Annotated in this window: 9 protein-coding genes; 2 read left to right on the forward strand and 7 right to left on the reverse strand. The window is 59.0% G+C overall.

Going from position 1 to position 23,862, the window contains the following annotated elements; all coding sequences use genetic code 11:
• Positions 1–192: 192 nt before the first annotated feature.
• Entirely contained in the window at positions 193–15,588 is a 15,396-nt protein-coding gene (locus AOT96_RS19660; RefSeq protein WP_065352165.1) for a non-ribosomal peptide synthetase, read from the forward strand.
• A 173-nt stretch (positions 15,589–15,761) separates the two neighbouring features.
• On the opposite strand, the gene AOT96_RS19665 is transcribed toward AOT96_RS19660, so the two are convergent.
• The 5 genes from AOT96_RS19665 to AOT96_RS19685 all read right to left on the reverse strand — a co-directional run bounded on the left by AOT96_RS19665 (position 15,762) and on the right by AOT96_RS19685 (position 20,595).
• A complete protein-coding gene (locus AOT96_RS19665; protein WP_231917233.1) occupies positions 15,762–16,475 on the reverse strand; it encodes an esterase/lipase family protein in 714 nt (237 codons plus the stop codon).
• A gap of 275 nt (positions 16,476–16,750) precedes the next feature.
• The gene (locus tag AOT96_RS19670) at positions 16,751–17,788 is read right to left on the reverse strand and encodes an alpha/beta hydrolase (RefSeq protein ID WP_058039005.1); all 1,038 of its coding nucleotides are present in this window, start codon (positions 17,786–17,788) and stop codon (positions 16,751–16,753) included.
• Between the two features lie 118 nt (positions 17,789–17,906).
• Complete coding sequence (locus AOT96_RS19675) at positions 17,907–18,767, reverse strand: ABC transporter permease (RefSeq protein ID WP_058039006.1); 861 nt, start codon at positions 18,765–18,767, stop codon at positions 17,907–17,909.
• Positions 18,764–19,627 carry an ABC transporter permease gene (locus tag AOT96_RS19680; RefSeq protein WP_054781949.1) on the reverse strand — a complete coding sequence of 288 codons (864 nt, stop codon included), beginning with the start codon at positions 19,625–19,627 and terminating at the stop codon, positions 18,764–18,766. Before AOT96_RS19680 ends, AOT96_RS19675 begins: the two co-directional genes overlap by 4 nt.
• Positions 19,624–20,595, reverse strand: a complete 972-nt coding sequence (locus AOT96_RS19685; RefSeq protein WP_020969036.1) for a daunorubicin resistance protein DrrA family ABC transporter ATP-binding protein — start codon at positions 20,593–20,595, stop codon at positions 19,624–19,626. Before AOT96_RS19685 ends, AOT96_RS19680 begins: the two co-directional genes overlap by 4 nt.
• A gap of 404 nt (positions 20,596–20,999) precedes the next feature.
• Here AOT96_RS19685 and AOT96_RS19690 point away from each other — a divergent pair, with 404 nt between their 5' ends.
• Complete coding sequence (locus tag AOT96_RS19690; protein ID WP_064073940.1) at positions 21,000–21,857, forward strand: glycosyltransferase; 858 nt, start codon at positions 21,000–21,002, stop codon at positions 21,855–21,857.
• A 121-nt stretch (positions 21,858–21,978) separates the two neighbouring features.
• Here AOT96_RS19690 and AOT96_RS19695 read toward each other — a convergent pair whose 3' ends face one another.
• Entirely contained in the window at positions 21,979–22,956 is a 978-nt protein-coding gene (locus tag AOT96_RS19695; RefSeq protein WP_065352166.1) for a diiron oxygenase, read from the reverse strand.
• 6 nt (positions 22,957–22,962) lie between these two features.
• Positions 22,963–23,862 carry a prephenate dehydrogenase dimerization domain-containing protein gene (locus AOT96_RS19700; RefSeq protein ID WP_065352167.1) on the reverse strand — a complete coding sequence of 300 codons (900 nt, stop codon included), beginning with the start codon at positions 23,860–23,862 and terminating at the stop codon, positions 22,963–22,965.

Below are 23,862 nucleotides of genomic sequence, written 5' to 3' on the forward strand. Positions count from 1 at the left end.
TCGGTGTGTCCGATCAACTATTGGGGCTTTACCGGGACGTCGAACGCGATTTGCCCAGGTCAAGGGTAGAACCTCGGAAGTGATCGGATTCCTGCGAATACTGATCGAACTGCAGTACCAAAGCGAAGGTGAAATTGTCTTGACGCAGCACGTGTTCCTCCAGCATTCCGTTCGAGTGCAGGTCGTGACCGCATGAGCTCCGATGGTGTGACGCCAGGGACTTCGGTAGCTCGCAAGGCACGTCGAGAGCGTCCGGCACGCGGCCGTCGTGCCAGCACCTCGTTGCTTCCGCAACTGCTGGCGGCGGCCGTCGAGCTGGGGCCCGAGCGGGAGGCGTTGCGGTTCGAAGGACGTTCGCTGTCATACGCAGAGTTGGACGAGCAATCGTCTCGTTTGGCGAGATTGTTGATCGCCGGCGGCATGGGGCCAGAGGATCGGGTTGCAATTTCGATACCGCGGTCCATCGAGTCCGTTCTGGCACTGTGGGCAGTCGCCAAGTCCGGCGCCGCCTTCGTCCCGGTGGATCCGAACTATCCAGCCGATCGCGTGGCCTACATGATCAGCGATTCTGGAGTTTCGGTCGGGTTGACCACTGAGGGTGCACGCGCCGGGTTAACCGACTCGGTCGGGTGGATCTCGATCGATGCTTCGGACACTGTCGAGTCGTTGGCCGCTGTCTCCGGCGCGCCAGTGACGTATGACGAGCGGGTAAGGACACTGCGTGAGCAGCACGCCGCGTACGTCATCTACACATCCGGCTCCACAGGGAGACCTAAGGGTGTTGTTGTTTCGCATTCGGGGCTAGCCGTCCTGCAGCGAGAGCAAATTCGCATGCTGTCGCTCGACGGCAATTCGCGGGTTTTGCACTTCACGACTCCAAGCTTCGACGTATCGATCTTCGAACTACTCGAGACGATCGGGGCGGGCGCCGTCATGGTGATTGCCCCATCGAGCATCTACGGTGGGCCCGAGCTAGCCGAGCTGATCAAGACAGAGCGAGTGACGCATGTCGGCGCTACTCCTTCGGTGCTCGCATCGGTGGATCCATCTGGACTCGACGATGTTGCTGTCGTCGTGGTCGCGGGTGAAGCGTGTCCGCCAGAGTTGGTCGCGAAGTGGGCGCCCGGACGCCACTTTGTCAACGCGTACGGCCCGACCGAGATGACGATCGTCACGAACATGACGGAACTCGGCGCGGGTGATCCCGTCACGATCGGTGGTCCGATTCGTGGTGCAGCGTCTTTGGTATTGGATGCCCGCTTGCAGCCTGTACCGACGGGGACTACGGGTGAGCTCTATCTTGCAGGGCCGCAGGTTGCGCGCGGATACCACAATTTGGCAGGTATGACGGCCGATCGATTCATCGCGAATCCCTTTGGGGCACAGGGTGAACGAATGTACCGCACGGGGGACGTGGTGCGGTGGGCGGAAAGTGCTGCCGGCGATCGTAGCGTCGAATACGTCGGACGGTCCGATTCCCAGGTCAAGATCCGTGGCTTCCGCATCGAGTTGACTGAAATCGACGCGGTCATCGCACTCGACGAACGGGTCGAGTTCGTGACAACGCTCGGGCGAGTGTTGCCCAGCGGTGAAACGGCTCTCATCTCTTATGTGCTTCCTGCAGTTGGAGCCGTGCTGTCCGGGGATGACGTCCTGGCAGTGGTCAAGACGGATCTTCCCCGTCACATGATTCCGGCGGCTGTCGTTGTCATCGACGAGATCCCCTTGACGCCAGTAGGAAAGCTGGATTCAGCAGCACTTCCTGATCCCGTATTCGAGGCCCGAGAGTTTGTAGCGCCATCCTCCGATGGTGAGGTCGTGGTCGCGCGCATATTCGAAGAACTCTTGGGGGTGGACCGAGTCGGCGCTGACGACGACTTCTTCGAACTTGGCGGCAACTCGTTGATTGCTGCGAAATTGGCCGGGCGTCTCAGTGCGGCTTTCGATGTGCGGGTTCAGGTCAAAACGCTCTTCGAGTACTCGACAGTCTCCGGTCTTGCATCTGTTTTGTCAGATTCAGCGGGGCGTGTGCGAATTGCCTTGGCCCCTCGCTCTCGTCCGGAGCGGATACCTCTTTCCCTTGCACAGTCGCGGATGTGGTTCTTGTCGAGATTCGACTCTGTGTCTGGTGTGAACAACATTCCGATCGTGTTGCGGTTGTCCGGTGCCGTCGATGTTTCGGCACTGTCCGCAGCGCTGTCGGATGTTGTTGCGCGGCACGAGGTGTTGCGGACCGTCTATCCGGAATTCGAGGGCATCGGGTTCCAACAAGTACTTCCGGTGGACGAATTCGTGGAAACTGTATTGCCCGAAACTGTCGACGCGGCCGACTTGCTCGGTGTGCTGACGCCAGTGGTGGCAGAGGGGTTCGATGTCACGGTCGAGGTGCCATTGCGGGTTCGTTTGTTCCAGACGGGTTCGTCGGAGTTTGTGTTGGCGTTGGTGATTCACCATATCGCTGCTGACGGTGTGTCGATGGGTCCGTTGGTGCGTGATGTGTCGATGGCGTATGTGGCGCGTGCGGGTGGACAGGTTCCGGGGTGGGCGCCGTTGGCGGTGCAGTATGCGGATTACGCGTTGTGGCAGCGTGAGGTGTTGGGGTCCGAGGGTGATCCGTCGTCGTTGATGTCTGAGCAGTTGGGGTATTGGACGTCGGTGTTGGCGGGGTTGCCGGAGCGGATCGAGCTGCCGGCGGATCGCCCGCGGCCGTTGGTGGCATCCAATCAGGGTGCGAGTTACCAGTTTTCGATAGACGCGCGGTTACATCGAGCGCTCGAGCAGTTGGCGCTTGATCGTAATGTGTCGTTGTTCATGGTGGTGCATGCGGCGTTGGCGGTGTTGTTGGCGCGGCTGAGCGGTAGTGACGACGTTGTGGTGGGCTCTCCGATCGCAGGGCGGGGTGAGCCGGAGCTGGACGATCTGATTGGTATGTTCGTCAATACGTTGGTGTTGCGGACCGAGGTGGATTCTTCGGAGTCTTTCTCGGCGTTATTGGGTCGGGTTCGTGAGGTCGATCTCGGGGCGTTCGGCAACGAGGACGTGCCGTTCGAGCGTTTGGTGGAAGTGCTTGATCCGGCGCGGTCGCAGGCCCATCATCCGTTGTTCCAGGTTGCGTTGTTCTTTCAGAACATGGCGCAGGATGTCGTGGAGTTGCCGGGACTGTCGATTGCCGGTTTCGACGCCGGTGTCGAGATCGCGAAGTTCGATCTGCAGTTGACGGTGACGCCGTTGGAGGAGGACGGCGTCGGTGTGGGGATGCCGATGTCGTTGACGTATGCGACGGATCTGTTCGACGCGTCGACAGTTGTTTCGTTTGCGGAGCGGTTGGTGCGTGTTCTGGAAGCAATGGTGGCGGAGCCTGATTCGGTTATCGGGGATGTGGAGTTGCTCGGTGAGGGCGAGCGTTCGCAGGTGCTGGTGGCGGTCAATGACACTGTTCACGAGTTGACTGTTGGTGCTTTGTTGCTCGACGGGTTTGTTGCGCAGGTGGCGGCGACGCCGGATGCGGTGGCGGTGGTGTTCGAGGGGCAGTCTCTGACGTATGCGGAGTTCGGGTCTCGGGTGAACCGTCTTGCACGGTATCTGATTTCGGTGGGCGTGGGGCCGGAGTCGTTGGTGGCGTTGGCGATGCGCCGGTCGGTTGACCTTGTGGTTGGTATGTATGCAGTGGTTGCTGCGGGTGGGGCGTATGTGCCGTTGGATCCGGATCATCCGGTCGAGCGCAATGGTCATATTCTCGAGACCGCGGCACCGGTCTGTGTGTTGTCCACTGCTGGTGACGGTGTGGTGTTGCCGAGTAAATTCGATGTGGTGTTGATAGACGAGCTGGATGTGTCCGGATTCTCGGATGCGCCTGTTTCTGATGTGGATCGTGTTGCGCCGTTGCGTGTTTCGAATGCTGCGTATGTGATTTTCACGTCGGGGTCGACGGGGAAGCCGAAGGGTGTGGCGGTTTCGCATGCGGCGATCGTCAATCAGATGGCGTGGATGCAGGGGCAGTATGTTCTGACCGGGTCGGATGTGTATCTGCAGAAGACTGCGACGACGTTCGACGTGTCTTTGTGGGGGTTCTTCCTGCCGTTGGCGGTGGGTGCTCGGTTGGTGGTGGCCACTCATGACGGTCATCGGGATCCGGGGTATTTGGCGTCGGTGATCGCTGATCAGCGCGTGACGGTGACGGACTTCGTGCCGACGATGCTGTCGGTGTTCGCGGGGGAAGTCTCTGCCAGCCAGTTGGATTCGCTACGTGATGTGTTCGTCATCGGTGAGGCGTTGCCGGCGCAGACGGTGCGCGATTTCGGTGTTGTTTCAAGCGCGCGGGTTCACAACTTGTATGGTCCGACCGAGGCCGCGGTGTCGATCACGTTCGCGGATGTGACGGATGCTGTCCACGGTGGTGTGGCTTCTATTGGTGTGCCGCAGTGGAATTCGCAGGTTTTCGTCTTGGATTCGCGATTGCGTCCGGTGCCGGCGGGTGTTGCGGGAGAGTTGTATCTTGCGGGTGATCAGTTGGCTCGTGGGTATGTTTCTCGTCCGGATTTGTCGGCGGATCGCTTCGTCGCGAATCCGTTCACTCATGGCAGTGTCGGCGATCGGATGTACCGCACGGGGGACTTGGTGCGGTGGGGCTGGTCGGGGGAGCTCGAGTACATCGGGCGCACTGATTTCCAAGTGAAGTTCCGGGGTCAGCGGATCGAGTTGGGGGAGATCGAGTCGGCCCTGGTGGCCGATGTGTCGGTGTCGGTGTCGTCGGTGGCGGTGGTGTCGACCAAGACCGGTGATCAGTTGGTGGGGTATGTGGTGCCGACGTCGGGAGCGGTGGTTGATGTTGCGGCGCTTGTGGATTCGTTGGGGTCGGTGTTGCCGTCGTATATGGTGCCGTCGCAGATCATGGTGTTGGATGCGTTCCCGCTGAATGCTTCGGGGAAGTTGGATCGGAAGCTGTTGCCGAAGCCGGTGTTCGAGGCTGCAGCGTTCCGGGCTCCGGTGACTCCGGTGGAGGAGTCGGTTGCCTCGGTTTTCGCCGAGGTGTTGGGTGTGGATCGGGTCGGGCTTGATGATGATTTCTTTGCTTTGGGTGGCAATTCGCTGATTGCGACTCGGATGGTTGCCCGCCTTGGGCAGGCGCTCGATACGCAGGTTCCGGTACGGGTGCTGTTCGAGGTGTCCTCGGTCGAGCGCGTGGCTGCCCGGGTTCAGACCAAGATCGGTTCGGGTGCTCGGGCGGCGTTGACTGCTCGGGTGCGCCCGGAGCGGGTGCCGTTGTCCCTTGCACAGCAACGGATGTGGTTTCTGAACCAACTCGACCCAGAGTCGCCGGTCTACAATGTTCCTCTCGCGATCCGGCTTTCAGGGAAGCTGGACGTGGCGGGGCTGAAAGCTGCTGTTTCCGATGTCCTGGCACGGCACGAGTCGCTCAGAACGTTGTACCCAAGCGATCCAGATGGACCAATGCAGGTAATTGTTCCACCCGAAGAGGTCGTGCTGGACTTGAGTCCAGTCGAGGTCGACGCCGAGTCTGTAATGCTGCGCGTAGCAGAGGTTGTCGGACAGGGATTCGACGTCGGTGCTGAGGTCCCCGTTCGAGCGAAACTGTTCAGCCTTGGCTCTGGCGACTACGTGTTGGTTGTCGTGATCCACCACGTTGCCGGAGACGGTTCCTCAGTCGGGCCACTCGGGCGCGATGTCATGGTCGCGTATGAGGCCCGATCTCGGGGCGTGGTTCCGGGGTGGGCACCTCTCGGAGTGCAGTACGCGGACTATGCGTTGTGGCAACGCGAGATGTTGGGCTCAGATGGTGACCCGGACTCGATCGCGTCGAAGCAAATTGCGTATTGGCGAACTCAGTTGGCTGACGTCCCCCCCGTTTTGAATCTCCCCTTGGATCGTGCAAGGCCGGCGATTCAGTCGTTACGCGGAGCGACAGTCAATTTCACGATCGATGCACGCCTTCATTCAGACTTGTCGAGGCTTGCAGTGGGTCACAACGTCACTGTCTTCATGGTCATTCACGCGGCAGTGGCTGTTTTGATGTCCAGACTGAGCAGTTCCACGGACGTGGTGCTTGGTACTCCTGTCGCAGGACGCGGGGAGGCCGAACTCGACGATCTGATTGGTATGTTCGTCAACACGCTGGTCTTACGCACGAACGTCGAAGCGTCGGAGGGATTCGGTTCGTTCCTGGAGCAGGTGCGTGAAATCGATCTATCGGCGTTTGCCAATGCGGATGTGCCGTTCGAGTGGTTGGTGGATGAGATCGACCCCGTGCGTTCTACTGCGCACTCACCGCTGTTCCAGGTTTTGTTGGTGTTCCAGAACTTTGCGCAAACGCAGTTCGTGTTGCCAGAACTCACGATTTCCGGGATCGAAGCGGACTCGGGAACGGCGAAATACGACCTTCAGATCACTCTGTCCGAGGTCATCAGCGAGTCTGGAGAACCCTCGGGGATACACGGGTCGTTCAACTACGCAACCGACCTGTTCGACGAATCAACGGTGCTGGAATTCGTCGATCGTCTGTTGCGAATTCTGAGCACAGTGTCCGCAACTCCGGACGTACTGGTGGGTGATATTCCCGTACTCTCACAGAGCGAGAGTGAACAGGTACTGGCACAAGCTGTTTCGGCCGGATCTTTGTGCTCGGACAATGCGACGCTGGTCTCGTTGTTCGACGAGCAGGTTGCGCGGACGCCTAACTCTGTCGCGTTGGCCATGGACGCAATTGAACTTACGTATGCGGAGTTCGATGCCAAGGTCAATCAACTCGCGCGTCACCTCATTTCCGAAGGAGTCGGACCTGAGCAGTTGGTCGGTGTGGCGATGCGTCGGAGCATTGACCTCGTGGTTGCGATCTACGCCGTTCTGAAGGCTGGGGGCGCCTACGTTCCTATCGATCCAGATCATCCAGCAGAACGCACCGAGTACGTCGTAGAGGCGGCGGATCCGGTACTGATTCTGACTACCGCTCGCGATCAGTTCGCGTCTACGGGTCGACGGATGGTGACTGTCGAGGCTCTGAACTTGGACGGGTTCCCATCTCGCCGGATTGCCGACTCTGAACGCAATTCGCCTTTGCGATCGCAAAACACGGCGTATCTGATCTTCACTTCAGGTTCGACAGGTCGACCCAAGGGCGTTGCCATTACACACAGCGCAACGGTAAACCAGTTGGTGTGGGCTCAGGCGACCTACAGGCTTGATTGCTCGGATGTGGTACTACACAAAACGCCGATCACCTTCGACATTTCGGTCTGGGAATTGTTCTGGACTCTCCAAACTGGCGCGAAACTGGTCATCGCGGTTCCCGATGGACACCGGGACGCAGATTATCTTGCGAAAACCATTGCTCAAGAGCGGGTCACGACGGTGCATTTCGTTCCGTCGATGTTGAGCGCATTCATGTCCGCGGTGCCCGCGCCGCTGCCGGAATCGGTGCGTCGAGTCTTTGTCGCAGGAGAGGCGTTGAGCGCCGACACCGTACGCCGATTCAGCGGGTACGCCTCGGCGAGCCTGCACAACTGGTACGGGCCTGCCGAGGTCGAGGTGGTAACAGCTTGGGAGGCGACTCCTGAGGCGGTGGTCGTCCCGATCGGTACGCCCGTCGCTAACGCGTCCACTGTTGTGCTTGACGGCCGGTTGGCGCCAGTGCCGGTGGGTGTGGCCGGTGAACTGTATTTGGGTGGACCGCAGGTGGCTCGTGCATATCACGGTGAGCCTGCTATGACGGCGCTGCGATTTGTCGCCGATCCATTCGGATCAGCCGGCGCCAGGTTGTACCGCACCGGAGATTTGGTTCGATGGACCAAATCGGGGGAGCTGGAGTACATCGGCCGTAGCGATTTCCAGGTGAAGTTGCGTGGTCAGCGGATCGAACTGGGTGAGATCGAATCAGCCCTGCTCACGCATGAGAACGTCAACGACGCCGTCGTCGTGATGCACTCTGACTCCAAGTCGGGTGACAGCTTGGTTGGGTATGTGGTGCCGGCGTCGGGTGCGGTGGTTGATGTTGTAGCGCTTACGGATTCGCTGCGTGCGGTGTTGCCGTCGTACATGGTTCCGTCGTTGATCATGGTGTTGGATGCGTTGCCGCTGAATGCGTCGGGGAAGTTGGATCGGAAGTTGTTGCCGGAGCCGGTGTTCGAGGTTGCGGTGTTCCGGGCTCCGGTGACGGCGGTGGAGGAGATCGTCGCGTCGGTGTTCGGGGATGTTCTCGGGGTCGAGCGTGTCGGGTTGGATGATGATTTCTTTGCTTTGGGTGGTAATTCTTTGATTGCTACTCGGGTGGCGGCTCGGTTGGGGCAGGCGCTCGATGCGCAGGTTCCGGTGCGGGTGTTGTTCGAGGCGTCGTCGGTGGAGTTGTTGGCTGCTCGGGTGGAGTCGGAGGTTGGTTCGGGTGCGCGGGCGGCGTTGACTGCTCGGGTGCGTCCGGAGCGGGTGCCGTTGTCGTTGGCGCAGCAGCGGATGTGGTTCTTGAACCGATTCGATCCGGGATCCAATGTTGACAATATTCCGGTGGCGATTCGGTTGTCGGGGTTGTTGGATGTGGCGGCGTTGGATGCTGCGGTGTCGGATGTTGTTGGTCGGCATGAGATTTTGCGGACCGTGTATCCGGAGGTCGACGGTGTCGGGTTCCAGGAGGTGTTGTCTGCGGATCGGGTGCGGTTGGATTTGTCGCCGGTGGCGGTGTCGGAGTCCGATGTCGTTGGTGCGGTGACGGAGTTCTTGTCGGCTGGTTTCGATGTTGCGGTGGAGGTTCCGGTTCGGGCGCGGTTGTTTGCGGTGTCGGAGTCGGAGTTCGTGTTGGCGATGGTGGTTCATCACATCAGTGGTGATGGTGTGTCGATGGGGCCGTTGACGCGTGATGTGATGGTGGCGTACGAGGCTCGTTCTCGGGGTGAGGTTCCGGGGTGGGCGCCTTTGGCGGTGCAGTATGCGGATTACGCGTTGTGGCAGCGGGAGACTTTGGGATCGGAAGATGATGCGGGGTCGTTGATTTCGCGTCAGATCGGGTTCTGGGAGTCGGCGTTGGCGGGGTTGCCGGATCAGTTGGATTTGCCGGCTGATCGTCCGCGGCCGGCGGTGGCGTCCAATCGTGGTGCTGCGTATTCGTTCGTGATTGATCGTGATGTGCATGTGTCGTTGAGTGACGCTGCGCGTGAGTCGAATTCGTCGTTGTTCATGGTGGTGCATGCGGCGTTGGCGGTGTTGTTGTCGCGGTTGTCGGGGACGTCCGATATTGCGATCGGTACTCCGGTGGCGGGTCGTGGTGAGCAGGTTCTCGATGATTTGATCGGGATGTTCGTCAATACGTTGGTGTTGCGGACGGAGGTGGATTCTTCGGAGTCGTTCTCGGGGTTGTTGGGTCGGGTGCGTGAGGGTGATCTGGGTGCGTTTGCGCATGCGGATGTGCCGTTCGAGCGGTTGGTGGAGGTGCTCAATCCGGCGCGGTCGCAGGCTCGTAATCCGTTGTTCCAGGTGATGCTCTCGTTCCAGAACATGGAGCAGACCGCGTTGCAGTTGGGCGATCTGACGGTTGCGGGCGTCGATACCGGCGCGGTGGCGGCGAAGTTCGATCTGCAGTTGACCATGGTCGAGCAGTTTGACGAGTCCGGTGCCCCGGCCGGGATGGCGGCGACGTTCACGTACGCGACGGATCTGTTCGACGAGTCGACGGTGGCAGGGTTTGCGGTTCGGTTCGGACGGATTCTCGGTACTGTCGTCGCCGATCATTCAATATGTTTGGGCGACATAGACATCATTGGTGCTGCTGAAAGACAGTCGATACTGGCTTGGTCCCAAGCGCCGGTTCGAACTCCGTTGACGGCGGATCTTCTACCGGATCGATTCGATAGGCAGGTTGCGAAGACTCCTGATCTAATTGCCATAGCTGACGGCGATAACGCGTTGACCTATCGCGAGTTGGATAGCCGCATAAATCGGTTGGCAAGATTCCTAATCGAGATTGGCGCGGGTCCCGGTACAAGTGTAGTGCTCTCAGTTCGGCGATCGATCGAACTTGTGGTTGGAATGTATGCGATTTCAAAGAGCGGTGCAGCCTATGTGCCATTGGACCCGGATCAACCGATTGATCGAAATCAGTTCATCATCGAAACATCCTCACCAATTTGTATCCTAACGACATCTGGTACCCATCTAGACGAGTCTTTCGGGGGCGCGAGAATTCTTCTGGACTCGATCGAACTCGATAGGTACTCGTCGGTTCCAGTTCGTCAGGGAGAAAGAGGCCGGAGTCTTCATCCGGAAGATACGGCGTACGTCATCTTCACTTCGGGTTCGACCGGAAGGCCGAAAGGCGTGGCGGTTCCACACCAATCTGTAGTGCGATCCTTGGATTGGCGTCAGGAACGCTATGGGTTGACCGCGGAAGATGTTGTACTGCAGAAGACCCCTTTCACTTTTGACGCTTCCGTTCGCGAGTTTTGGTGGCCACTGTTGTCTGGTGCCCGATTGGTGATTGCGTCTGCTGATGGGCACCGTGATCCTGGTTATTTGGTTCGCGCGATCCGCGAAAACCGAGTTACATCGGCCCATTTCGTGCCATCAGTTCTTGGCGAAATTCTGGAGCAAGCGTGCCCGGACGACTTGGTTAGTCTTCGTCAAGTATTCTGCGGTGGCGAGACACTTACGCCGCATTTGGCGGATCGCTTCCGTAACTTGAGTCTTGCAGAGTTGTTTAACGAGTATGGGCCGACGGAGTCGGCTGTCTCGGTATCCAGTCATTCGGTCAGAGCTGAGCAATACCAGAGTATTCCAATAGGCTCGCCCGCCGGCGGTGTCGATATCTATGTGCTCGACAATAAGTTACAACTCGTTCCATCTGGTGTAGTGGGCGAGATGTACCTTGCCGGAGGTCAGCTTGCCCGCGGGTATGAGACGAGGGGTGAACTGACTTCCGAACGCTTTGTTGCCAATCCGTTCAGTCAGCCGGGCATGAGGATGTACAGATCTGGTGACCTTGCCCGATGGACTAAGTCGGGAGAGTTGGAGTACATCGGACGTAGCGACTTCCAGGTGAAGTTGCACGGGCTCCGGATTGAACTTGGTGAGATCGAGCGTGCCTTACTTGAAATTCCAGGGGTTCGCCAGGCCGTGGTTGTACTTCATGATGATGCAGATCGGGGCTCGCACCTCGTCGCGTATGGGGTCGGCGACGACTCTGCCTCAATATCCGCCGAATTGATCCTGCAGGATCTTTCGTTGCGGCTACCGCGCTACATGGTCCCTACCAAATTGATCACTCTCGAACGGATGCCGCTGAATGCGAACGGCAAGTTGGATCGGAAGTTGTTGCCGGAGCCGGTGTTCGAGGTTGCGGTGTTCCGGGCTCCGGTGACGGCGGTGGAGGAGATCGTCGCGTCGGTGTTCGGGGATGTTCTCGGGGTCGAGCGTGTCGGGTTGGATGATGATTTCTTTGCTTTGGGTGGTAATTCTTTGATTGCTACTCGGGTGGCGGCTCGGTTGGGGCAGGCGCTCGATGCGCAGGTTCCGGTGCGGGTGTTGTTCGAGGCGTCGTCGGTGGAGTTGTTGGCTGCTCGGGTGGAGTCGGAGGTTGGTTCGGGTGCGCGGGCGGCGTTGACTGCTCGGGTGCGTCCGGAGCGGGTGCCGTTGTCGTTGGCGCAGCAGCGGATGTGGTTCTTGAACCGATTCGATCCGGGATCCAATGTTGACAATATTCCGGTGGCGATTCGGTTGTCGGGGTTGTTGGATGTGGCGGCGTTGGATGCTGCGGTGTCGGATGTTGTTGGTCGGCATGAGATTTTGCGGACCGTGTATCCGGAGGTCGACGGTGTCGGGTTCCAGGAGGTGTTGTCTGCGGATCGGGTGCGGTTGGATTTGTCGCCGGTGGCGGTGTCGGAGTCCGATGTCGTTGGTGCGGTGACGGAGTTCTTGTCGGCTGGTTTCGATGTTGCGGTGGAGGTTCCGGTTCGGGCGCGGTTGTTTGCGGTGTCGGAGTCGGAGTTCGTGTTGGCGATGGTGGTTCATCACATCAGTGGTGATGGTGTGTCGATGGGGCCGTTGACGCGTGATGTGATGGTGGCGTACGAGGCTCGTTCTCGGGGTGAGGTTCCGGGGTGGGCGCCTTTGGCGGTGCAGTATGCGGATTACGCGTTGTGGCAGCGGGAGACTTTGGGGTCGGAAGATGATGCGGGGTCGTTGATTTCGCGTCAGATCGGGTTCTGGGAGTCGGCGTTGGCGGGGTTGCCGGATCAGTTGGATTTGCCGGCTGATCGTCCGCGGCCGGCGGTGGCGTCCAATCGTGGTGCTGCGTATTCGTTCGTGATTGATCGTGATGTGCATGTGTCGTTGAGTGACGCTGCGCGTGAGTCGAATTCGTCGTTGTTCATGGTGGTGCATGCGGCGTTGGCGGTGTTGTTGTCGCGGTTGTCGGGGACGTCCGATATTGCGATCGGTACTCCGGTGGCGGGTCGTGGTGAGCAGGTTCTCGATGATTTGATCGGGATGTTCGTCAATACGTTGGTGTTGCGGACGGAGGTGGATTCTTCGGAGTCGTTCTCGGGGTTGTTGGGTCGGGTGCGTGAGGGTGATCTGGGTGCGTTTGCGCATGCGGATGTGCCGTTCGAGCGGTTGGTGGAGGTGCTCAATCCGGCGCGGTCGCAGGCGCGTAATCCGTTGTTCCAGGTGATGCTCTCGTTCCAGAGCGCACGCCAGACCGGGTTGCAGTTGGGCGATCTGACGGTTGCGGGCGTCGATACCGGCGCGGTGGCGGCGAAGTTCGATCTGCAGTTGACCATGGTCGAGCAGTTCGACGAGTCCGGTGCCCCGGCCGGGATGGCGGCGACGTTCACGTACGCGACGGATCTGTTCGACGAGTCGACGGTGGCCTCGATGGCAACCCGATTCGAACGCATCCTGGCTGCCGTCGTTGCTGATCGGTCAACCATTGTTGGTGACGTTGATATTTTGGATTCTGTTGAGCGTTCGTTGGTGCTCGAGGGGTGGAATGATACGGCTCGTGAGGTTGCGGGTGTGTCGGTGTTGGACGGGTTCGATGCGCAGGTGGCGGCGTCTCCGGATGCGGTAGCGCTCTCGTTCGAGGGTGTGTCTCTGTCGTATGCGGAGTTCGATGCTCGGGTGAATCGTTTTGCCAGGTATTTGGTTTCGGTGGGTGTGGGGCCGGAGTCGTTGGTGGGTGTTGCGGTTCGTCGGTCGGTTGATTTGTTGGTTGCGGTTTACGGTGTGCTCAGGGCTGGTGGTGGGTATGTTCCGGTGGATCCGGATCAGCCTGCGGAGCGTAATGGGTATGTGTTGGCGGCGGCGTCGCCGGTGTGTGTGGTCAGTACTTCTGATGTTGGTTTCGATGCTGGTGTGGTGCCGGTGGTCGAGGTTGATGTTGTTGATGTGTCTGGTTTTTCGGATGCTCCTGTTTCGGATGTGGATCGGGTTTCGCCGTTGCGGTCGGGGAATACGGCGTATGTGATTTTCACGTCGGGGTCGACGGGTCGGCCGAAGGGTGTGGCGGTCAGTCATCGCAGTGTGGTCAATCAGGTGTCGTGGTTGGCGGAGCGTTATGCGGTGTCGGGTTCTGATGTGGTGTTGTTCAAGACTCCGGTGACGTTCGATGTGTCGGTGTGGGAGTTGTTTGTTCCGTTGGCGGTGGGTGCTCGGTTGGTGGTGGCTACTCATGACGGTCATCGGGATCCGGGGTATTTGGCGTCGGTGGTGGCGGCGGAGTCGGTGTCGATGGTCTCGTTTGTGCCGTCGATGTTGGAGGTGTTCGTCGATCAGTTGGTCGACACGTCGGAGGCGACGATTTCGCGTCTCGGTGGTGGTGGGTTGGGTTCGTTGCGGGTGATTTTCGCGGCGGGTGAGGCGTTGCCGGCGTCGGTGGTGGGTCGGGTGTTGTCGGTGTTGCCGTCGGTTGAGGTTCATAATTTGTATGGTCCGACGGAGTTCACGGTGCATGCGACGGCGGCGGGTCCGCTCGATGGTGTGGGTGTGGTGGTGCCGATGGGTGCTCCGGTGTGGAATTCGTCGGTGTTGGTGTTGGATTCGCGGTTGCGTCCGGTGCCGGTGGGTGTTGCGGGTGAGTTGTATTTGTCGGGTGTGCAGGTCGCTCGTGGGTATTTCGGGCGGGTGGATTTGTCGGCGGAGCGGTTTGTGGCGAATCCGTTCGGTGGGGTGGGTTCGCGGATGTATCGCACGGGGGATGTGGTGCGGTGGATCGGTGTGTCGGGTGAGCTCGAGTATGTCGGTCGTAGTGATTTTCAGGTGAAGTTGCGTGGTCAGCGGATCGAGTTGGGGGAGATCGAGGCTGCGGTTCGGGATCAGGTGGGTGTGGGTTCTGTTGTGGTGGTGGTGTGGCGTGATCAGTTGGTTGCGTATGTCACTGCTGCGGTGGGGTCTTCGGTTGATGTTGATGTGGTGAAGGTGGGTGTGGGGGAGCGGTTGGCGTCGTATATGGTGCCGTCGCAGTTTGTGGTGTTGGATGCGTTGCCGCTCAATGCTTCGGGGAAGTTGGATCGGAAGTTGTTGCCGGAGCCGGTGTTCGAGGTTGCGGTGTTCCGGGCTCCCACTACCGAAGCTGAATTACTTGTCGCAAGCGTCTTTTCGGAGATTCTCGGTGTCGAGCACATCGGAGCGGACGACAGCTTCTTCGAGTTGGGTGGCAACTCATTGGTCGCAGCGAGGGTTGCTGCTCGGCTGAGCGCAGCAGTTTCCGTGGAGGTCCCACTGCGACTCATCTTCGCTACTTCGACGGTCAGCGAACTTGCAGAACGAATTGCACTCGGAATTCGGGTGGGCTTCGATGCGAAAACCGATGATGCACTACGAACGCTTCTGCCGCTGAGAACGACAGGGAGCGATGTGCCGTTGTTCTGTGTTCATCCACTCGTTGGACTGGCGTGGCCTTTTGCGCCGTTGGCGGCTGTTGTGGACCGTTCGATTCCGCTTTATGGATTGCAGAGCCCTGTTCTGACTGATGAGGCATTCCAAGGACGATCCCTTGACGATTACGCGGATCGCTACGTGGATGAGATCACCCGGGTTCAGCAGTCAGGCCCGTACCGAATTCTCGGTTGGTCGCTCGGCGCGATCATTGCTCAAGCGGTTGCGGCGAAGATGGAGGAGCGAGGCGAGATCGTTGAGGCGTTGATCTTGCTGGACGGTTCGCCGGAAACACGCGACGAATCAGAGCACGCTGTCCAGGTGCGCGCTGAGTTGGCTGCAATGGGGATTGTCTTCGGCGAGAACGAAGAGCTCGATGAATTGTCGGTCGAAAGGTCTGCAGAGATCTTGACGGCTGTCGACGGAGAGAGAATCGGACTCGATGCGTCTGCGATCAAGCGGTTGCTCACAAGCATTGCGATTTCGGCGAAGCTGATCAACGCCCATCGGCCGCAGTCGTTCGGGGGGCCGATCACCTTCGTGAGTTCGTTGGATCGTTCGGACGCAAAGCAAGCCGATAAGGTTTGGGGTCCGTACGCGCAAGGAGAACTGACGGATGAATTGGTCGACGTTCACCACCTGGAGATGATGTCTCCTGAAGGCGTTCGCGCTATCGGGCTGATCATTGAGCGTGTGTTGCGCGGTGGCGCCGCTGATTGATCAACCGGCGTATACGAGCCTGGTCGGGCGACGGCCAGGCTCGTATGCTTCGCTCTTCGTGATTGGCCTTGTAGGAGGTCATGTTCACCCGTGACAGCGCACGCTTGTCGATCGGAGTTTGTCGAGCGTGCGATTTCGACCGCTGCGGCTGACCATCTCGACGTCTGGGGCAGCTATGCGCAGGGGATCGGCGTGAATTCCGGATCGAGCGCGGATTTTACGAGGTCCAACGAATGCGCGTCACGAACCAGCCCCGCATGCGAGGCAGTGTTGCCTGGGCATCCATCCTGGACCCAGACGTTGTTTACAACGGAATTGGGGCCTGCGGTAAGGAACGAAGCTTCCGGAGGGGTTGAAATCTGGTCGTGAGCGGTCGCGATTACGGTATACGTAACTCCCGGTTGGGTTTCCGAGCCCGCATTGAGCTCAGTCAACAGCGGTGTCCCTTGAAGTTGTTGAACACCGGCTGGTCCCCAAATCGCCTGAACCAAGAGGTCTCCAGGAAGCCCCATATCTGAGAGTTGTTTGGCGTTTGCTTGCAAGCCGCCGAAGGTCGTTCCGTGGTTGGTAGCGCCGAGGGTGACCAGAGAATGGACGGCGTTTTTCGACGGATCTTCCGGAGTCGAACCACCGTCGAACTTCAGGTACTGGCGAGCGACGACTCCCCCTTGGGAGTGGCCTACGAGATCCACCTGGCCTGCACCCGTATGACGGCGAACTGAATCAACGAAGGTTGCAAGCTCTTTCGCTGAAGTCGCAATGTCCCTGATACCCCATTGGAGAGCGTTGGGATTGAAGATTTCCCGTGCCCCTCCATAATTGAGAGCAAATACGCAGTAGCCGAGATCAGCAAGTTGCGGGGAAAGTTCAGCCCAGGTATCAACCATGTTCGCGGTTGTTCCATGGATGAGAACTACCGGACGAGGATGATCGGCGCTCGGAACGCAATTCCAGTTGTTGGAGCCCGCCGGCGATGGACCCATAGTCGCGAAACCAGGGCTGGGTTCTCGATCATCCGCCAGGGCACTAACTGAGGTGCCAGACAGCAGGAAACACGTTCCCAGTACGACCAGCATGATCCGAATGAACCGCACCGCTGATTCCTCCTATGAAGCTAATCGGTGCCTCGTGCTGGAGTTGAAGCCAGCACGAGGCACTTGAATCAGACGCCCAGAGACTGTGCGATGAATGGCCAGGACTTGTGTAGATCGTCTTGCCAGTAGCCCCATGAATGGGTACCTGTTGGTCGGAAATCCACTACTGCCGGAATATTCAGTTCGAAGAGCCGCTTCGCCATGTTGGAGGTACACAGGTTGGTTGCAAGCTCGATCGGACTGCCGACAACGATCTGGTCGAACATCGCAGCGCGGCCGTCCTGGATGCGCGGATTAGCAGGGGTGTCATTGGGGAAACCGGGGAGCCCGCTGCCGGTGCTCATGTAAATCTGTGTGCCACGCAGCTTCTCAGCGTTCACAAGGGGGTCGTGTTCCCGCCAACCGGGGCCGTCGAACGGACCCCACATGTTCTGCACGTCGTCAACGCCGCCGATCCACTCCGTGGTGGTCTTGACGAACTGCTGGCCGAGCGGATCGCTGGTCTGAGCACACCCGCTGAATGCGGCAACGGAGTTGTAAAAACCTGGGTACTCGATCGCCAGGTTGAGCACAGAAGTACCCGACATCGAGATTGCTGCAATCGACTGTTCGCCATTGCTGCCAAGTTGCTTGTTCAGCAACGGGGGGAGCTCCTTACCCAGAAAAGTGCTCCACATGTTCTTACCAAGTTTCGGGTCTTCCTTCTGCCAGTCGGTGTAGTACGACAGGCGTCCACCAACTGGCGTCGCGACGTTGACGTTCTTGTCCTGGAAGAAGTCGACGACATCGGTCTGGTACTCCCAAGTAGCGGAATCTTGTCCACCACCGGCTCCGTTGAGCAAGTACAGGATGGGACGGGGCGCGGAGTCATCGGCAGGAGTGATGACCTGAATTGGAACAACGCGGTCCATCGACGCCGCGTATACATTCACGATCTTTTGGCGATCGTTCACTTGCTCGACTGAGACGACGTAAGAACCACTCGTGACGGGCTCCACCGAATCTCCGCCGCCCTGGTGAGTGACAGGCGACGCAGTTGCGATACCGGCCGGAACCAGAGCGCACACCATCGTCACCGCGGCGACACCGGTAGCGCGCCTCCACATGGACTGCCTTGTACGCGTCAAGTTAGATACCTCTCGTTGCGTGGCACGGGTACATCGATGCTCATCCCTGGTGCCACTTGTTTCTCGAACTGTGAAGTCGGTTTGCGGTCTGTATTCGTTACGACATCGCCGCGGCGCGTCGGTATCCCCGAATTGCTGGGTAGACGAAGACCAGAATCATGCCGATGGACCAGATCAGCGTCTTGACGAGGGGTTCCGCCACAGGACCGCCCAACGACAGCCCTCTCATCGTGTCGATAGCGACGGACATCGGTTGCTCTGCCACCACTGGTTGAAGCCACTTCGGGTAGGCCATCACAGGGACGAATCCGGAATTGAAGAACATCAATAGTGTGCACGAGATGGATACGATTTCGACGAGCGGCAAGTTGTCGGAGACAGTGGCCAGGGCCGTCACCATCATGGCAAAACCGACGCCGAAAATGACGGGCAACGCCAAGATCGCGAAGGCCGCCAGCGGACCTTGATTGAATCGGAACCCCAGCAGATAGCCGACGCCGAGAATCACGATTGACGTGAGAAGAACTCGGACTGCTTCTGCGATCATGCGTCCGACGAGACTCGAGGCGCGATGCGCGGGGAGCGTCCAGAATCGACTCAGCAGTCCGGACGCGCGTTCACCTTTGAGGCCGACGGCGCTCGCAATCGACCCGAACATAGCGCCTACGAGGATGATCAGTGGAACTGTCCCGAAAATACTCGACTGGCCGGTTGCTGCTGTAATCGAATTGCCCAATACGACCCGGAACATGAGCAACATGAATGCTGGGTATATGAGGGCTTGAATGGCCGTCGACGGATCTCGCAGCCAGGTGAGCAGCAGGCGTTTAGCCTGAATCCCACTGTGCACGACCAGCGCCTTGAACGAGTTCTCGGGGAGCGCTTTATCCGGGTAAGGGAAGTTGAACCCCTCGACCGGGCGGACTACAGCCATGAATCGATCTGTCGGTTCGTTCATGACCGCCTCATACTTGCCCAGAACGCGAGTGGCGCGAACACGACGATCAACCCGATAGTCCACGCAACGACGGGAAACAGGACGCTCCAGGTGACTCCGCCTTGTGCAAGATCACGCATGGCGAATGAAAACTGCGATACCGGTTGATTGCGTACAAACGGCCGAATCCACTCGGGAAAGCCGGTCTCGGGCGCAAAACCGCAGGACAACATCCCCAGAATCAACTGTGGCAATGTCAGCGCTTGACTGGTGGCCTGCGGGCTCTTCGACAATGAGCCGATGGCGTCACCAGCGAAGGACAGGCAGGTGCTGAACGCCAGGGCGACAGCGCAGAACAAGACGGCCTGCCCGACTCCGGCTGAGAATCGAAAACCGATCAAGTGGCCGAACGCCAATGCGGCAGCAAGCGAGACTGTTGATCTGACGAACCCACTGGATTGACGGGACAGCAGCGGGATCGGGCCGACGACCGGCATGGTTTTCATCCGGTTGCTGAAGCCGGTGATCGATTCGGTCGAAGACATTTGAGCAGCCGAGATCGATGTGAATGCCATCGCCTGCAGGACAATGATCGGCATCAAGAACTGCGCGTAGTTGATCCCTTGAAGTTGCATGACGAACTTCAAGGGAAGGTAGAACCCGATCGTGAAGATCAGCGGTGCGATGACTGCAACGAGCAGCTCATAGCGCTTGACCATCGATTTGACGGTGCGTGCAGTCAGCACCCACCACTGATTGATCGCTGATGGATGCGGTCGGCGGTGCTTTCCAACGCTTAAAGCCTCGGGGACTGCAATCTTGCTGCGACTTTCCCCGCGGACAGTCACTTGATCGACCCCGAATTTTGTAGTTGTCGTCACGGCGTCTCGCTTACGTGCTGTTCACCTGTGAGTGAAAGAAAGACGTCATCGAGTGACGGGCGACGAAGCGCGATGTCTGCAAGCGGAATCCGTGCGTGGTCCAGACGACGCAGCGCTTCGGAGAGGGTTCCTGCGCCGACAGGTGCGGGGATAGCGATGCGACCGCTTTCTTGTGCCAGATCGAATCTGAAGTCGCGGGGGACCAGATTGCCCAGGGCATGGACCGCATGAGGCAGCTGTTTGAGATCTGCGGGCACAATCTCGCAGAAGCTTGCGCCGGTTCGCGCCTTCAGTTGGTCAGCAGTCCCCTCAGCAATGACTGCGCCTTTGTCGATGACGATGATGTTGTCGCTCAGTAAATCTGCCTCTTCGAGGTACTGAGTTGTCAGGAGCACGGTGATTCCCTGCTCCTTCAGTGACTGGACCAGCGACCAGACGCTCTGCCGACTGCGCGGATCCAAGCCGGTGGTCGGCTCGTCGAGGAAAACGACCTCGGGGCGAACAACCAGGCCACACGCGATATCGATTCGTCGGCGCATACCGCCGGAGTAGTTCCTCACTACTCGAGATCCTGCTTCGACGAGGTCGAATTGAGAGAGCAGGTCGGCAGCGCGCACCTTCGCCGACATTCGGTCGAGACCCATCAACCTGCCGAACAGTTCGATGTTCTCCCGGCCGGTGAGTGAATCGTCCAGGGCGGCGAACTGCCCGGTCATCATGATGGAGCGTCGAACCTCGGGAGCATTGCGCACTACGTCGTAGCCAGCCACCATCGCGCGTCCACTGGTGGGACGAATGAGCGTGGAGAGGACCTTCACCGTCGTCGTCTTGCCTGCGCCGTTGGGACCTAAGATGCCGAGCACTGTCCCACGTGGGGCGGTGAAGTTGATCCCTCGCAGCGCGTGCACGTTCTTGAAGGACTTGTGTACGTCCTCCACTAGTACCGCTGCGTCCGTGGAAAAGGGCATCAACACTCCGCTGTCTGCATTGTCGGAACGGGCACGCGCTCCCGACGGGCGCACAGATGCCTTCTGTCTTCTATCCGTGATCTCCGCTCAGATGTTACCGGAGGGTCAAACCGACACTCGGGCAATCGGACGCGTGAGAGGGAGTATGTGGCTCCTGCCAGCAACTCTCACCTTCGATTTCACCTTGTGGCAAGAATCACAAATATTCTTTGTAACGTAAAGATCTCTTCTAATTGAACGAATGACCAAATAGATTTTCAGCGCATCTGCGCAGGTGGGTATTCGGTTGCGCGGACCGGAGGTCTTTGATTTGACCGGTGACGAAAGTCCCCCGATTCCTTCCGGTTGGTCCCCTGGGCCCGCTGCTCGATGTCTTGTGGAGAGATTCGCGATACCGTTGGGAAATGGCGAACGCGACGTTGTCGGTGGTTGTTCCGGCTTTTAATGAATCTGAATACATCGAAACGTGCATCGAAGCGCTCATTGCTCAAGGTGAATATGTCGACGAAATCATCATCGTTGACAATAATTCCTCGGACAACACTTCCGAGTTGATCGAGAAGTATCAAAGTAGTTGTCCCAAGGTTCGGCTTCTCAAAGAATCCCGCCCCGGGGTGGTGCATGCGAGAAACAAAGGGTTTGACGCGGCGAGTGGAGAAATTATCGGACGTATCGACGCGGATACGATCGTGGGGGAAGACTGGGCCGTTGCGGTTCACGAATTCTTCGAGCGTCGCGACGATTTCTCGGGCGTAACTGGCCTGACTTACCTTTATGAATCTCCGATCGCCGGCCTTCAGCGCCGATGGACGAATTGGCGACTCGGTCGCGGGGCTCAGGGGGCGGTTCGGCCCGTTGTTGCAGTTCCAGGCAGTAACATGGCGATGCGTCGGTCGGCTTGGTTGGCCGTTAGGGGTGCGGTCAGCGATCGAACCGACATTCATGAGGATATCGATCTATCCCTCTGCATGGCGCATGTTCGTTGCGCAGTGGGGCAGATCTCGAGCATGGCCGCAAAGGTTTCGGGTAGACGTGGAGTTAGTTCGCCGCGAGTGTATGCACGATATAATCGAGCATCGAAGAAAACCCTCGAGCATCATGGTGTATCGAATTGGAAGTTAACATTCTTGATTGCAGCAGACAGTATTCTGCATGCAATCTTGTGGCCTCTTTATCGAATTTATGACAAGGATTCCGGACAACTCTCGTCTCGGGTCTTGGGTCGGAGGCAGCGGGCGCGGGATCTTCCCGTCTTTTCTTGATAAATCCGTCCGGTATTGATTCGAGAACGCTCGTGTCTAGCTGAAAAATCGGGAGTGCCCGATAATTGCGGACTATTGCTGGTTCTCGTTCGTTGCGAACTATTTCTTTTATTGCACGGGATTAACTGGCAGAATATTTATCTGCAGCGATTGTTACTTCTGGTGTAACTTGTAGCTTTTGGAGCAGGGACGTTATTCCACTGTAGTCCTGCACGAACAGTTCGTTGTGCGGTTCCAATGCGACATCGTCGAGCATCTTCCGTCCTCCAGGTATGGCTTCAATTTCCATGATTGCTCGCCACGCGCCGAAGTCGGTCCCGCTGAACGCACGCATTGCGTCCTCGAAACCTTCGAGTAGATAGCTGCGATCTCCACCACCCAGGGAATCCCAGACCAGGACGGCCAATTCCCCGGCAATCGAGGCATGGCAGTACTCGTCGCGAGCGTGCAGCCGGATTGTCGCGCGGTTGATCGACTGCACGCCCGGATCGTCCGAGATCAGGTCGAGGTATGCGGTGATCGACACCTCGGCGACGGTCATGAACGCCAACTGTGTCAGCGCGATCTTGCGCGGATCACCGGCTGCGTCGAGGGCTTGCGCCCGCGTGCGGACCGTCAGGACGTCGGGCAATGCCTTGGCCGGCAGCCCCCAGCCCCTGCCTCGACGGGTCGCTGAACTGGCATTGAAGTGCATGAGCGTGTGATATTGCTCGTCGACCATCGCCTGATTGACCGCCACTGCAGCCCAATCTCCGAGACCGACGTTAAGTCGGTCTTCGGCGAGAACGTCGAAGCCGGGATTGACGACGTACTTCTCGATGTCCATGACGTTCTTGTTGAACGCGATCCATGCCCAGGCTTGCAGGCGTTGCTTCTGCTCGGGGCTCAATGCCAGGTAGGTCGGATGCTCCGCGAACGGGAGAAGTGCTTCGGGGTAGTCGGACAGCGACGAATCGAAGAGATCGTCCAGTTCCGGTTCCGCCTTCTTCACGGTTGCCCGGCGCGCCCAATTGCTCGCAAGGCGGCGGACGATTGCACTCTCGACCGGATCGGAGGCGTCGTACTCCGGGAGGCTGGGCGGACTCACTCCAGGTCTCATCGTGCCCTACTCTCTGTGCCCTTCGGCGATCTCTCTGTGCCCTTCGGCAATGCGATCGAACAAGCTCTGGCACTCCGCGTTCAATTCGCCTGAGCGATTGTCGAGCGCTGCGTCGGCGGTTTTCATCAGCGTCGTGAAGTCGCCGAGGGTTTCGGCCGCCCTGTCCACCTGTGCGGTGGCATCGAACAGTGCTTTTCGTGTCGCACCTGCATACGGATTGCCCGCTTGCACGTCCCAGTACACCTCCGGCTCGCCGCCGGCTACACGCGCCAGGAGCGCGAGCAAGGTCCGATGCGGGGGAGGGGCGACCGCGAGGAGTTCGTCCGCGGAAACTCGGAGTTCAGCCAGGGCAACGCCGAAAGCCAGCACCGACGCGTGTGTCAGAACCTGGGTGGCCGCAGCCAACCGGTCGTGACGATCGGCGTCCATCACCGCGACCGACGCGCCCCACGAGCGCACGATGTCGAGGAATCTGTCGGACTGCGGACCGCCGACGTACGGCACTGCGATGACGGCCCGACCGCGTGGCCCGAGCGACGGACGGAACATGGGGTTGAGTCCGAGGAACTCCCCTTCTCGGCCGGCGTCGGCGATTGCTGCGTCCATCCGCGATTTGACCGACAGCGTGTCCACAACGAGAGCGCCGGATGTCCGAAGGCTCGGTAGTGCGGCTAGAGCGACCCGTTCGGGAACCGCGAGCACGATGATGCGCGAGGACTCCACGTGCGCGAGGACTTGCTCACTGGGTTTCGTGATGTCTCCGACGACTACATCTCCGTCGGGATCGCTGCCTGCTGGGTCGACGACGGTGACGGTCGACCCCCCGGCGCGAAGCAGTTCGACGAACATGGATCCGACGGCACCCAGCCCGCCGACAACCGTCGCTGTGCCTGATGCCGCCGTCAT

Source organism: Rhodococcus sp. 008 (genome assembly GCF_001682295.1).
GTDB lineage: Bacteria > Actinomycetota > Actinomycetes > Mycobacteriales > Mycobacteriaceae > Rhodococcus_F > Rhodococcus_F qingshengii.